Origin of the sequence: Streptomyces sp. NPDC052079, from assembly GCF_040680275.1 — a bacterium.
GTDB lineage: Bacteria > Actinomycetota > Actinomycetes > Streptomycetales > Streptomycetaceae > Streptomyces.
On record NZ_JBFAWL010000004.1, the window covers coordinates 311,767 to 324,503 of the forward strand.

General features: G+C 71.2%; 11 protein-coding genes and 1 pseudogene. 7 read left to right on the forward strand and 5 right to left on the reverse strand.

Features of this window, described 5'->3' with window-relative positions; all coding sequences use genetic code 11:
• Positions 1-350: 350 nt before the first annotated feature.
• Positions 351-1,118: a CDP-alcohol phosphatidyltransferase family protein gene (locus tag AB0L56_RS10675; protein WP_361029552.1), complete on the reverse strand. Its 768-nt coding sequence runs from the start codon at positions 1,116-1,118 to the stop codon at positions 351-353.
• A 108-nt stretch (positions 1,119-1,226) separates the two neighbouring features.
• Here AB0L56_RS10675 and AB0L56_RS10680 point away from each other — a divergent pair, with 108 nt between their 5' ends.
• From AB0L56_RS10680 to AB0L56_RS10700, 5 genes and pseudogenes are all read left to right on the forward strand, one after another.
• Positions 1,227-2,222: a zinc-binding alcohol dehydrogenase gene (locus AB0L56_RS10680; RefSeq protein WP_365421323.1), complete on the forward strand. Its 996-nt coding sequence runs from the start codon at positions 1,227-1,229 to the stop codon at positions 2,220-2,222.
• Positions 2,223-2,337: 115 nt separating this feature from the next.
• Positions 2,338-2,736 carry a 6-carboxytetrahydropterin synthase gene (locus AB0L56_RS10685; protein ID WP_365421326.1) on the forward strand — a complete coding sequence of 133 codons (399 nt, stop codon included), beginning with the start codon at positions 2,338-2,340 and terminating at the stop codon, positions 2,734-2,736.
• Between the two features lie 17 nt (positions 2,737-2,753).
• A complete protein-coding gene (locus tag AB0L56_RS10690; RefSeq protein WP_365421430.1) occupies positions 2,754-3,971 on the forward strand; it encodes a glycosyltransferase family 4 protein in 1,218 nt (405 codons plus the stop codon).
• Positions 3,968-4,936 carry a class I SAM-dependent methyltransferase gene (locus tag AB0L56_RS10695; RefSeq protein WP_365421329.1) on the forward strand — a complete coding sequence of 323 codons (969 nt, stop codon included), beginning with the start codon at positions 3,968-3,970 and terminating at the stop codon, positions 4,934-4,936. Before AB0L56_RS10690 ends, AB0L56_RS10695 begins: the two co-directional genes overlap by 4 nt.
• Positions 4,933-5,844: pseudogene (locus tag AB0L56_RS10700) on the forward strand (lysylphosphatidylglycerol synthase transmembrane domain-containing protein); the annotation flags it as partial. The gene AB0L56_RS10695 and the pseudogene AB0L56_RS10700, both read left to right, overlap by 4 nt.
• A gap of 254 nt (positions 5,845-6,098) precedes the next feature.
• On the opposite strand, the gene AB0L56_RS10705 reads toward AB0L56_RS10700, so the two are convergent.
• A complete protein-coding gene (locus tag AB0L56_RS10705; RefSeq protein ID WP_365421332.1) occupies positions 6,099-6,866 on the reverse strand; it encodes a creatininase family protein in 768 nt (255 codons plus the stop codon).
• Between the two features lie 41 nt (positions 6,867-6,907).
• On the opposite strand from AB0L56_RS10705, the gene ribA reads away from it, so the two are divergent.
• Entirely contained in the window at positions 6,908-7,564 is a 657-nt protein-coding gene (gene ribA / locus AB0L56_RS10710) for a GTP cyclohydrolase II (protein WP_365421433.1), read from the forward strand.
• A gap of 16 nt (positions 7,565-7,580) precedes the next feature.
• On the opposite strand, the gene AB0L56_RS10715 is transcribed toward ribA, so the two are convergent.
• Positions 7,581-8,807, reverse strand: coding sequence for a serine hydrolase domain-containing protein (locus tag AB0L56_RS10715; RefSeq protein ID WP_365421335.1), 1,227 nt, complete (start codon positions 8,805-8,807; stop codon positions 7,581-7,583).
• Positions 8,808-8,855: 48 nt separating this feature from the next.
• On the opposite strand from AB0L56_RS10715, the gene AB0L56_RS10720 reads away from it, so the two are divergent.
• Entirely contained in the window at positions 8,856-9,302 is a 447-nt protein-coding gene (locus AB0L56_RS10720) for a PPOX class F420-dependent oxidoreductase (RefSeq protein WP_361029570.1), read from the forward strand.
• Positions 9,303-9,377: 75 nt separating this feature from the next.
• Here the strand turns inward: AB0L56_RS10720 and AB0L56_RS10725 are convergent, their stop codons facing one another.
• A complete protein-coding gene (locus AB0L56_RS10725; RefSeq protein ID WP_365421338.1) occupies positions 9,378-11,756 on the reverse strand; it encodes an excinuclease ABC subunit UvrA in 2,379 nt (792 codons plus the stop codon).
• Positions 11,757-12,150: 394 nt separating this feature from the next.
• Positions 12,151-12,735, reverse strand: coding sequence for a histidine phosphatase family protein (locus tag AB0L56_RS10730; protein ID WP_365421341.1), 585 nt, complete (start codon positions 12,733-12,735; stop codon positions 12,151-12,153).
• Positions 12,736-12,737 lie beyond the last annotated feature (2 nt).

Genomic DNA, 12,737 nt, shown 5'->3' on the forward strand with positions numbered 1-12,737 from the left:
GAGGTGGTGGGGTCTTGTCGGTTGACTGCGCGCGGGCGGGCCGGGGATCACACGTCCGCGCGAGGCGCCGGGCCGGTCCTGCGGTTCTCCCCGCTGCTGCGGCTGTTGCCCCGGAGACCGTGACCGGGGCGGTGTAGCCGCCCGTCCTCTCCCCGCGCGGACCCACTACGACCGGGTGCCGCGCGGTCACGGGCGGTGTGGCCTGGTCCGCCCTTCGCCACGAGCGGTGGCCGGGGGAGGCGACGGTTGCCTCGCACCCCGTGACGGCAACCGTGTCGTGCGGGTGCAGGGTGGCTCAACTCGGCTGGCTGGCCGCTCACCTCGCCCACGACAGCGCGCCGTGCCGGCCGTCAGCTCGCGACCAGTTCGCGTCGCACCTCGCGTGCGGACGGCGCCTCCGTCGTCACCCTCGACGTGCGCCACAGCCACAGCACATCGCGGGCGAAGGACCAGATCAGGAGGCCCAGTGCCAGTGCCGCCACCGCGACGTTGACCGCGTGCGGGAGCAGGGCCGCGCCTGCCACCAGCAGCAGCACACCCTGGAGCGCGGCCACCGTCTTGCGTGCCGTGCTCGGGGGCAGCGGGGCGGTGAGCCAGGGCCAGACGCGGGCCGCCGCGACGAAGACGTAGCGCATACCGCCGATCAGTAGGACCCAGGGGCCCATCGCCATCGATACGTACACACTGAGGACCAGGATCAGGAATGCGTCCACCTCCATGTCGAAGCGGGCGCCGAGCGGAGTCGCGGTGCCGGTCCTGCGGGCCACCTTGCCGTCGACGCCGTCGAGGATCAGGGCCACGGCGGTCAGACCCACGAAGAGGGAGACGGGCGGTGAGTCCTGGAACGAGTCAGCGACCAGCGCGGTGACCCCGCCGACGAGGGTGGCCCGGCCGAGGGTGACCCGGTTCGCCGGGCCGAACGACCGCAGCCGGGACCGGTGCAGGGCCCGGGAGAGCACCGCCCAGGTGGCGATCGCGAACGCGAGGCCGGTCAGCCAGCCCGCAGGGCCCATGCCGATCGCCGTACCGATCAGGGCCAGCAGCAGGATCTGTACGCCCGCGCCCACGGCGGTCTCCTGCTGTACGAGCCTCGCGTCGTAACTGTTGTTCAGGGCCACCGAACATCCTCCGGCCGTGTGACAGAGTCGATCAAGGCCGCTACCTTGTGCGCGGCCTGTGCACCACTCGGTACGCGTGCAGGATCCCGATCGTTCAGGAGGACTTCGATGAACCGCACCGCACGCGCCTTCTGGCTCGACTCACCTGGCCGGGGGGCGATCCGTGAGGTCACCCTGCCCGCACCCGGCGCGGAGGAGGTGCTCGTCCGCTCGCTCTACTCCGGCGTGAGCCGCGGCACCGAGACGCTCGTGTTCCGGGGCGGTGTGCCCGAGAGCCAGCACACGGCGATGCGGGCGCCGTTCCAGGAGGGCGACTTCCCGGGACCGGTGAAGTACGGCTACCTCAATGTGGGAGTGGTGGAGGAGGGCCCCGAGGCGCTCACCGGGCGCACCGTCTTCTGCCTCTATCCGCATCAGACGCGGTACGTCGTCCCGGCGAGCGCCGTCACCCCCGTGCCCGACGGTGTGCCCGCCGGACGGGCCGTGCTCGCCGGCACCGTGGAGACCGCGGTCAACGCCCTGTGGGACGCGGCCCCGCTGGTCGGCGACCGCATCGCCGTGGTCGGCGGCGGGATGGTCGGCTGCTCGGTGGCCGCGCTGCTGGCCCGCTTCCCGGGCGTACGCGTCCAGCTCGTCGACGCGGACCCCGCACGGGCGAAGACCGCCGACGCCCTCGGCGTCGGGTTCGCACTGCCCGCGGACGCCCTCTGCGACTGCGACCTGGTCGTCCACGCCAGCGCCACCGAACAGGGACTGAACAGGGCACTCGAACTGCTCCGCCCCGAGGGCACCGTCGTCGAACTCAGCTGGTACGGCGACCGGAAGGTGAGCCTCCCGCTGGGCGAGGCCTTCCACTCCCGGCGCCTGACCATCCGCGGCAGCCAGGTCGGCACCGTCTCCCCGGCCCGCGCCGACCGCAGTTACGGCGACCGGCTCGCCCTCGCCCTCGACCTGCTCGCCGACCCGGCCCTGGACGCCCTGATCACCGGCGAATCCCCTTTCGAGGAGCTGCCCGACGTCATGCCCCGCCTCGCCTCCGGAGAGATCCCCGCACTGTGCCACCGCGTGCGCTACACCGGCCAGGACCGAAAGAAACACGCCTGACCTGAGAAAAGACGTAACCGGCGCTGAACAGGGGAAGGGAGTCAGCCGTACTACACGGCAATCCCCGCCGGAGATCGGCCGGGGCACAGACGCGCCGCACCTGGAGGGTCGTCCGTTGTTCAGCATCACCGTCCGCGATCACATCATGATCGCCCACAGCTTCCGCGGCGAGGTCTTCGGACCGGCCCAGCGCCTTCACGGGGCCACCTTCCTCGTGGACGCCACGTTCCGGCGCGAACAGCTGGACGAGGACAACATCGTCGTCGACATCGGCCTGGCCACACAGGAACTCGGGGCCGTCGTCGGCCAGCTGAACTACCGCAATCTCGACAACGAGCCCGACTTCGCGGGGGTCAACACCTCAACGGAGTACCTGGCCAAGGTCATCGCCGACCGGCTCGCCGAACGCGTCCACAAGGGAGCGCTGGGCGAGGGCGCCAAGGGCATCGCGAAAATCGCCGTCACGCTGCACGAGTCGCACATCGCCTGGGCGAGTTACGAGCGTGCGCTGTGAGCGACACGACCGTCGCCATGACACACGCGACCACCGGCACGGCCGACACCGCAGGCGACCGGGCCGGAACCGCCCGCCTGGGATATGTTCCGCAGCAGGCGTCCTTCCCGAGGAACGGCGGGATCATCCCCATGTCCCTGCGTACGGTCCACTTCGTGATGCCGGGCGGTGTCGACGACCCGTCCGCGCCGAGCGGCGGCAACGCCTACGACCGCCGCGCCTGCCTCGACCTGCCCGGCTTCGGCTGGCAGGTGCAGCGGCACACCGTGGCCGGTGACTGGCCCCGCCCGGACGCCGGAGCCCGGGCGGAACTCGCCCGCACCCTGCGCGAACTGCCGGACGGCGCCGTCGTCCTCTTCGACGGGCTGGTCGCCTGCGCGGTGCCCGAGATCGTCGTCCCGGAGGCGGAGGAGGGACGGCTGAACATGGCCGTACTCGTCCACCTCCCGCTTGGCGACGAGACCGGCCTCGACGCCGACGTCGCCGCCGAACTCGACGCACGCGAACGCGCGGTGCTCAGGGCCGTCCCCGCCGTCATCGCCACCAGCGACTGGGCCGTACGCCGCCTGGTCTCCCACCACGGCCTGGCCCCCGACCGGGTCCATGTCGCCGCCCCCGGCGCCGACATCGCGCCCCTCGCGCCCGGCACCGACGGCGTCTCACGGCTGCTGTGCGTGGCCGCCGTCACCCCGCGCAAGGGGCAGCACCGGCTCGTGGAGGCACTGGCCGCGGTCGCCGACCTGCCCTGGAGCTGCGCGCTCGTCGGCGGACTCGGCCAGGACCCCGAGTACGTCACCCACCTGCGCAACCTCATCCGCGAGCACGGCCTCGGCGACCGGCTGGAGCTGGCCGGACCGCAGACCGGCGCCGCACTCGACGCCAGCTACGCCTCCGCCGACCTCATGGTGCTCACCTCCTACGCGGAGACCTACGGCATGGCGGTCACCGAGGCACTGGCGCGCGGCATCCCGGTGCTGGCCACCGACGTCGGCGGGGTGCCGGAGGCGGTCGGCCGCGCACCCGACGGCGGAGTGCCCGGCATCCTCGTGCCGCCGGAGAACTCCGCCGCCATCGCCGCCGAACTGCGCGGCTGGTTCGGCGAGGCAGACGTACGGCGCCGGCTGAAGGCCGCCGCCCGCAGCCGGCGGGCCGCGCTCGGCGGCTGGGCGAGCACCGCACAGAGCCTGGCGGCGGTACTGCGCCGGCTCCCGACCGAACCTCGGAGGGCCGCATGACCAACCCGGCGACCACCACACAGCACGGCGGTACGATCCCGACCCAGGCGTCCGTCATCCCCGGCGCCGGGCCCGCCGTACCCCGCCAGGGGGAGCGGGCCACGCTGCGGCTGCGGGAGACCGGCGACGAGGAACCGGCCCGCTATGCCCCCGAGTGGCTGCAACTGCGCGAACCAGCCGACGCCGCCGCCCGCTCCTACGACCTGCTGGACCCGCTGCGTATCCGGCTCGCCAACCTCCCCGGGCGGGCGGATGGTTTCGTCATCCATGACATTGGGTGCGGCACCGGCTCGATGGGCCGCTGGCTCGCCCCGCACCTCGACGGCGCCCAGCACTGGGTCCTGCACGACCGCGACCCCTACCTGCTGCACTTCGCCGCCGTCGCCTCCCCGCGCTCCGCCGCCGACGGCAGCCATGTCACCGTCGAGACCCGGCGTGGCGATGTCGCCCTGCTCACGTCGGACGCGCTGTCCGGGGCCTCCCTGGTGACCGCGTCCGCCCTGCTCGACGTTCTCACCCGCGAGGAGATCGGCGCCCTCGCCGCCGCGTGCGCGGGGGCCGGCTGTCCGGCCCTGCTGACCCTGTCGGTGGCCGGGCGTGTTGAGCTGACCGCGTCGCATCCCATGGATGAGGAGATCACCGAGGCGTTCAACGCCCATCAGCGGCGGGGCGATCTGCTCGGACCGGACGCCGTCACGGTCGCGGCCGAGGCGTTCGCCGAGCACGGCGCCACCGTACGGCTGAATCCGAGCCCCTGGCGTCTCGGGCCGGGGGACGCGGCGCTCATGGAGCAGTGGCTGCGGGGGTGGGTCGGTGCGGCGGTGGAGGAGCGGCCGGAGCTGAAGGGGCGGGCCGAAGGGTATTTGGCCGAGCGGCTGGAGGCCTGTGCGGCGGGGGAGTTGCGGGTCGTCGTGCATCACAGTGATCTGCTTGCCCTGTGCCGGCCGGCGGGCGGGGCCGTATGAAAGTCGTGGGGGCGCGGGCGGTGTGGGCGCGGCTCAACACCCGTGCCGTGCGGACGCGTCTCGGTACCGTCGCCGGTATCGCGATTCTCGCGGTGCTGTTCTGGCGGCTTGGTACCGGGGCCTTCGTGGATGGGGTGCGGCGCATTGACGTGGCCGCTGTGGTCGGGGCGTTGGGTATCGGGGTGGTGACCACCGCGTTCAGCGCGTGGCGGTGGGCGCTGGTGGCGCGGGGGATCGGTATTCGGTTGCGGCTGGGGGCCGCCGTCGCCGACTACTACCGGGCCCTGTTTCTCAACGCGGCGTTGCCTGGTGGTGTTCTGGGCGATGTGCACCGGGCCGTGCGGCATGGGAAGGACGCGGGGGACATGGGGCGGGGGGTGCGGGCGGTGGTGTTGGAGCGTACGGCGGGACAGCTCGCGCTGTTCGTTGCCGGGGGTGTGGTGTTGGTGAGTATGCCGTCTCCGGTGCTTGGTGAGGTGCGGCAGGTGTTGCCGGTGGTCTTGCTCGGGGTGGTGGGGGTCTGTGCGGTGGGGCTGGCTCTGCGGATGAATCGGGCGGGGGTGGGCTCTGGGGGGAAGCGGGGGGTTTTGCGGGGGGTGCTGGGGGAGGCGCGTGAGGGGTTGTTTTCCCGGCGTAACGCGCCTGGGGTGCTTGTCTCTTCGGTTGTGGTGCTGGCGGGGTATGTGGCGATGTTCGTTCTCGCCGCGGATGTCGTGGGGGTTGGGGCGTCTGTGGGGGAGCTAGTGCCGTTGGCTGTGCTGGCGTTGCTGGCGATGGGGTTGCCGTTGAACGTGGGGGGCTGGGGGCCTCGGGAGGGGGTTACTGCTTGGGCGTTCGGGGCGGCGGGGCTGGGGGCTGGGCGGGGGTTGACGGTCGCCGTCGTGTACGGCGTGCTCAGTCTTGTGGCCAGTCTGCCGGGGGCGGTCGTGCTTGTTGTGCGGTGGTATGCGGGAATGCGGGGTGGTGCCGGCCCGGAGGTTGTCGCCCCCGCCGCCCCTTCCCTCCCCCACTCTCGGCTTCGCTCGAGCGGCGGGACCCCCATCGTCCCCGGGGGCGTTGCCCCCGGACCCCCTGTCGGCCTTCGGCCTCGTCCTCAAACGCCGGGCGGGCTGGATGTTGCACTGGACGGGGTGGAAGTTGGGACCCGAGTTGGGGCTCAGGGTCAGGCTTCGGGGGTCAGTAGCGAGAGATATGCGCCGAAGGAATCCGTCAGGCTGGACAGGAGTTCCTTGCCTTTTTCCGCCGACGCCAGGGAAGGGCGGCCGATGACGCCGGAATCCGTGTAGGCGGACATGCCCAGGGTCAGGAGATGGCGTCGGTCGTCGGCGATGTGATCGGAGGTTTCGTAGCCGGGTCGGAGTACATCGGGATGGGTGTGCAGAAGGATGGAGGTCTCGATTTCGCCCGCGTGCATGTCGGTGAGGAGAGAGGTTGCGACACCGGCCCGCTCGCGTGCCGTCTCCCAGTCCTCCGGGGCCGGGAACAGGGCCATCCGCTCACCGCGGGCGGAGGCTTCCTGAACGGCGTTGCCCAGTACGTAGTTTCCGCCGTGGCCGTTGACCAGCACCAGGGTGTCCACGCCCGACCGGCGGAGCGAGTCGGCGATGTCCCGGATCACCGCGTGAAGGGTCACGGAGGAGAGGGAGACGGTCCCCGGCCAGGCCGCATGCTCGTGCGAGCAGGAGATCGTCACCGGAGGAACGAGGTGCACCGGGTAGGCGTCGGCGATCTCCCGTGCGATCGCACAGGCGACCAGCGTGTCGGTCGCCAGCGGAAGAAACGGGCCGTGCTGCTCGAAACTCCCGACCGGAAGTACCGCGATCTGCCGTGAGACGGACGCTCCCCGTGTCCGTACATCCTCAGTAGTATCCGCCGGCAACAGACCGTGCACCGGGCCGTATGCCGCCGAACGCTTTTGTGAACCACCCATATCGTCACGGCCTTTCGTCTCTGCTTAGGAACTCGAGAATGATGACAGAAGAAGTAGGCGTACTCGGCAAGAAGCCTCAGCGGACCGGTGTGGAACGCGTCGTGAATGCGCCGCTGCCCACCGTGTACGGAAAGTTCCAGGCGGTCGGCTACCTGGACCATGATCGGGGGGATGAACAAGTCGCCCTTGTGTATGGGGACTTGGGCGCGGACCGGGTGCTCACCCGGCTGCACTCGGAGTGCCTGACCGGCGACGCCTTCGGTTCTCAGCACTGCGAGTGCGGGGACCAGCTGGCGGCGGCGCTGCGCGCGGTCGTGGCCGAAGGGGCGGGCGTGGTCGTCTACTTGCGCGGTCACGAGGGCCGCGGCATCGGACTGCTCGCCAAGCTGCGGGCGATGGCCCTGCAGGCGGACGGCCTGGACACCGTCGAGGCCAACCTCGCCCTCGGCCTGCCGGTGGACGCGCGTGACTACGCGGTCGCCGCCGGCATGCTCAAGGACCTGGGCGTGCGGTCGGTGCGGCTGATGTCCAACAACCCGCGCAAGCGCGAGGCACTGCTCCGGCACGGCGTCCAGGTCGCCGAGCAGGTGCCGCTGCTCATTCCGCCGTGCGAGAGCAACATCACCTATCTGCGCACCAAGCGGGAGCGCCTCGACCATCATCTGCCCCACCTGGACGCCGTGGCGCACCTCTCCTGACGGCGGCCCACCCCCGTCAGTGCGTCACCGCCTCGTGCACCAGCCGCTTGAGGTCCCGGAAGACGGTGTGGGAGGACCTGGGCCGCACCTGCGTGTGGAACTGCACGGTCAGGTCGCGGCCCGGGTCGACCCAGAAGGTGGTGGTGGCCACCCCGCTCCAGCCGTAGGCGCCGGGAGCCGACGGGGACTGGGTACGGCACGGGTCGATGACGACGCTGACACCGAGGCCGAAGCCGACACCCTCGTTGCCCGGTTCGTCGTGTGCGGGGCGGCTGCCGGAGGCCCGCAGGTCGGCGCCGCCCGGGAGGTGGTTGCGGGTCATCAGGTCGACCGTCGCCGGGTCGAGCAGACGCGTACCGTCCAGCTCGCCGCGCCGGCGCAGCAGTTCCATGAAACGGTGCCAGTCGTGCGCGGAGGCCACCATGCCGCCGCTGCCGGACAGGAAACGGGGGCGGCCCCGCAGGGGGAGACCGGGGATGGGGTGGATGCCGCCGGTGTCCGATTCGCCGTACATCTCGGCGAGGCGCCCCGCCTGCTCGTCGGTGACCTCGAAACCGGCGTCCGTCATGCCGAGCGGCCGGAAGACGCGCTCGGCGAGATACTCGTCGAGCGGACGGCCCGACACGACCTCGATGATCCGGCCCAGCACGTTCGAGGCGACCGAGTAGTTCCACTGCGTCCCGGGATCGAACTGCAGGGGCAGGCTCGCGTACACATCGGTGGTCCCGGCGAGGTCCGCCCCGGGCGCCACCGACGACTCCAGCCCGGCCCCGCGGTACAACGCGTCGACGGGATGGGCGTGGTAGAAGGCGAACGTCAGCCCGGCGGTGTGCGTCATCAGATGCCGTACGAGGAGGGGGCCGGCGGCCGGACGGGTGCGCACCGAGTCACCGGAGCCGCCGTCGTACACGCGGGGTGCGGCGAAGGCGGGAAGGTGGCGGCCGACCGGGTCGTCCAGCGACAGCAGGCCCTCCTCGACCAGCATCAGCGCGCCCACCGTGGTCACCGGCTTGGTCATGGAGTAGATCCGCCACAGCGTGTCGTTCTCCACGGGCAGCCCGGCCGCGTCCCGCGCCCCGTACGCCGTGAGGTGCGCGACGCGTCCGCCCCGGGCGAGGGACACCAGGAAACCGGGCAGCTTCCCGGCGTCGACCAGGCGGGCGCAATGCCGGTCCAGACGGTCGAGCGCCCCCGCGTCCAGCCCGGCCTCCTCGGGTCGGATCTCCTGCCGCAGTACTCCCATCGGACTCCTTCGGGGAACGCCGGCCCGGTGCGGACCGTTGATCGAGTCATGACTCAGGACGCCGAACAGAACGCACTGCTCGCCCTGCTCTCCGAGGGGAACGGCGGAGTGCTCGTCACGCTGAAACGCGACGGACGGCCGCAGCTGTCGAACGTCATGCACGCTTACTACCCCGATGAGCGCGTCATCCGCGTCTCGGTGACCGACGACCGGGCCAAGACCCGCAACCTGCGGCGGGATCCCCGGGCGTCCTACCACGTCACCACCCCGGACCGGTGGGCGTACACGGTCGCCGAGGGCACCGCCGAGCTGTCGCCCGTCGCCGGGGACCCGTACGACGAGACGGTGGAGGAACTCATCCGGCTGTACCGCGACATCAACGGCGAGCACGGGGACTGGGGCGACTACCGGGCGGCGATGGTCCGCGACCGGCGGCTGGTGCTGCGGCTGAGGGTGGAGCGGGCGTACGGCATCCCGCGCGGGGCCGGGGCGTAGCGGTCTTGGTGGCGTACGGCATCCCGCGGCGCGCCGGGGCGTAGCCTCCGCCCCGGCGTCCGTGCGGGCGGCGGGTCAGGCGCCGACGTACTGTGCGAGGTGCTCGCCGGTGAGGGTGGAGCGGGCGGCGACCAGCTCGGCGGGGGTGCCCTCGAAGACCACGCGGCCGCCGTCGTGGCCGGCACCGGGACCGAGGTCGATGATCCAGTCGGCGTGCGCCATGACCGCCTGGTGATGCTCGATGACGATGACCGACTTGCCGGAGTCGACCAGCCGGTCCAGCAGGCCGAGGAGCTGCTCGACGTCGGCGAGGTGGAGGCCGGTGGTCGGCTCGTCGAGGACGTACACCCCGCCCTTGTCACCCATGTGCGTGGCCAGCTTGAGCCGCTGGCGCTCACCACCGGACAGGGTGGTGAGCGGCTGGCCCAGGGTGAGGTAGCCGAGTCCCACGTCCGCCATCCGCTCGACGATCCGGTGGGCGGCCGGGATCCGCGCTTCGCCCTCGCGGAAGAACTCCTCCGCCTCCGCCACCGACATCGCCAGCACCTCGCTGATGTCGCGGCCCCCGAAGCGGTACTCCAGCACGGACGCGTCGAACCGCTTGCCGCCGCAGTCCTCGCAGGTGGTGGAGACCCCGGCCATCATGCCCAGGTCGGTGTAGATCACGCCGGCGCCGTTGCAGGTGGGGCAGGCGCCCTCGGAGTTGGCGCTGAACAGCGCCGGCTTTACGCCGTTGGCCTTGGCGAAGGCCTTGCGGATCGGGTCGAGCAGTCCGGTGTAGGTGGCCGGGTTGCTGCGCCGGGAGCCGCGGATGGGGGTCTGGTCGATCGCGACCACGCCCTGGTCGGCGGGGACCGAGCCGTGCACCAGGGAGCTCTTGCCGGAGCCCGCGACCCCGGTGACGACGGTGAGCACCCCGAGGGGGATGTCGACGTCGACGTCCTGGAGGTTGTTCGCCGTCGCGTCGCGGATCGCCAGCGTGCCGGCCGGCTTGCGGACCGTCTCCTTGACGGAGGCCCGGTCGTCCAGGTGGCGGCCGGTGACCGTGTCGCTGGCCCGCAGCCCCTCGACGGTGCCCTCGAAGCAGACGGTGCCGCCCTCCGTGCCCGCGCCGGGGCCCAGGTCGACGACGTGGTCGGCGATCGCGATCGCCTCCGGCTTGTGCTCGACGACCAGCACCGTGTTGCCCTTGTCCCGCAGACGCAGCAGCAGGTTGTTCATCCGCTGGATGTCGTGCGGGTGGAGGCCGACGGTGGGCTCGTCGAAGACGTAGGTGACATCGGTGAGGGAGGAGCCGAGGTGGCGGATCATCTTCACGCGCTGTGCCTCGCCGCCTGAGAGCGTGCCCGAGGCGCGGTCCAGGGAGAGGTAGCCGAGACCGATCTCCACGAAGGAGTCGAGGGTGTGCTGCAGTGCGGTGAGCAGCGGCTTTACGGATGGCTCGTCGAGGTCTCGCACCCATGCGGCCAGGTCCCTGATCTCCATCGCGCAGGCGTCGGCGATGCTGATGTTCTTGATTTTTGACGAGCGCGCCCCCGCGGTGAGCCGGGTGCCGTCGCACTCCGGGCAGGTGGCGAAGGTGACCGCCCGGTCCACGAAGGCCCGGATGTGCGGCTGCATCGCCTCCCGGTCCTTGTTCAGCATCGACTTCTGGAGTTTGGGGATCAGGCCCTCGTAGGTGAGGTTGATGCCGTTGATCTTCACCTTGGTCGGTTCGCGGTAGAGGAAGTCGTGCCGCTCCTTCTTCGTGTACTCGCGGATCGGCTTGTCCGGGTCGAAGAAGCCCGACTCGGCGATGACCCGTACGACCCAGCCGCCCCCGGTGTAGGTGGGGATGGTGAAGGGGTCCTGCGAGAGCGACTTGGAGTCGTCGTAGAGCTGGGACAGGTCGATGTCGGAGACCGTGCCTCGGCCCTCGCAGTGCGTGCACATGCCTCCGGTGCGGTTGAAGGAGACCTTTTCGGTTTTGGTCTTGTCGGCACCGCGGTCGACGGTGAAGCCGCCGCTGGCCGAGACGGAGGCGACGTTGAAGGAGAAGGCGCCGGGTGGGCCGAAGTAGGGCTTGCCGAGGCGGCTGAAGAGGATGCGGAGCATTGCGTTGGCGTCGGTGGCGGTGCCGACGGTTGAGCGGGGGTCGGAGCCCATGCGCTGCTGGTCGACCGTGATTGCGGTGGTCAGGCCGTCTAGTACGTCGACTTCGGGGCGGGCGAGGGTGGGCATGAAGCCCTGGAGGAAGGCGCTGTAGGTCTCGTTGATCATGCGCTGGGACTCTGCGGCGATTGTGTCGAAGACGAGTGAGCTCTTGCCGGAGCCGGAGACGCCGGTGAATACCGTGAGACGGCGCTTGGGGAGTTCTACGCTGATGTCCTTGAGGTTGTTTTCGCGGGCGCCGTGTACGCGGATCAGGTCGTGGGTGTCGGCGGGGTGCCGGTCCGTGCTCGTGGGGTTGCTCATCGGTCTCCATCCGTCTCCGTGGTCGGGCGCGGGCGGCCCCGTACGGCCGTGGGGTGGTCACCGTTCGCCTACGTCTTCGCCCGAGTGGCGTCCCCCGGTCGGTGCTCGCGCCAAGGCTAGGCTAGGCGGGTGGTGGCCATCTGCGCTTCTTCATTCCTGACGGGGTGGGGGTGGGTGGGGTGCGATGGGAGCGGGCCGTCCGCTCGCGGCCTCAGGGTTTCTTCGCCCCCGCCGCCCCTTCCCGTCCCGTCCACGGGGGCTTCGCCCCCGGACCCCCTTTGCGCAGTTCCCCGCGCCCCCAAGGGCGCGCAGTTCCCCGCGCCCCTGAAGGCCCGGACCCCCTTTGCGCAGTTCCCCGCGCCCCTGAGGGCGTGCGGTTCCCTGTGCCCCTGATTCAGGGGCGGGTGTTCCACTCTGCGATGACTGGGGTGTTGTGTTCCAGGGAGAGGCGGGAGAGCGTGCCTGTTTCCAGGCGGAAGAGGCGGCCGGTGGATGGGGGGAGGCCTAGGCGGCGGGCTGTTAGGACGCGTAGTAGGTGGCCGTGGGCTACCAGCATTACGTTTCCCTTGGTCAGGGCTCCCGCGACCCGGGACAGGACGCGGTCCGCGCGTTCGCCGACCTCGGCCGGTGATTCGCCGGGGAATTCCCGGCCGGGGGGTACCCCGTCCGTCCATAGGTTCCAGTCGGGGCGGGTGCGGCGGATTTCTGCTGTGGTGATGCCCTCGTAGGCGCCGTAGTCCCACTCCCGGAGGGCGGGCTCCGGTTCGGCGGCCGTCAGGCCCGCCAGTTCGGCGGTGCGGCGGGCGCGGAGGAGGGGGCTGGTGAGGACCAGGGCGAAGGTCAGGTTCGTGAGGAGCGGGGCGAGGGATCTGGCCTGGTCCTCGCCCCGCGGGGTCAGTGGCAGGTCGGTGCGGCCGGTGTGGCGTCCGTCGCGGCTCCACTCCGTCTCACCGTGCCGTGCCAGTAGCAGATCGCCCACTA

Excerpts from the sequence above, each read along its gene's own strand:
- AB0L56_RS10680 (WP_365421323.1), top strand. The coding sequence starts at position 1,227 with ATGAACCGCACCGCACGCGCCTTCTGGCTCGACTCACCTGGCCGGGGG.
- AB0L56_RS10690 (WP_365421430.1), top strand. The coding sequence starts at position 2,754 with ATGACACACGCGACCACCGGCACGGCCGACACCGCAGGCGACCGGGCC.
- AB0L56_RS10695 (WP_365421329.1), top strand. The coding sequence starts at position 3,968 with ATGACCAACCCGGCGACCACCACACAGCACGGCGGTACGATCCCGACC.
- AB0L56_RS10705 (WP_365421332.1), bottom strand. The coding sequence starts at position 6,866 with ATGGGTGGTTCACAAAAGCGTTCGGCGGCATACGGCCCGGTGCACGGT.
- ribA (WP_365421433.1), top strand. The coding sequence starts at position 6,908 with ATGACAGAAGAAGTAGGCGTACTCGGCAAGAAGCCTCAGCGGACCGGT.
- AB0L56_RS10715 (WP_365421335.1), bottom strand. The coding sequence starts at position 8,807 with ATGGGAGTACTGCGGCAGGAGATCCGACCCGAGGAGGCCGGGCTGGAC.
- AB0L56_RS10720 (WP_361029570.1), top strand. The coding sequence starts at position 8,856 with ATGACTCAGGACGCCGAACAGAACGCACTGCTCGCCCTGCTCTCCGAG.
- AB0L56_RS10725 (WP_365421338.1), bottom strand. The coding sequence starts at position 11,756 with ATGAGCAACCCCACGAGCACGGACCGGCACCCCGCCGACACCCACGAC.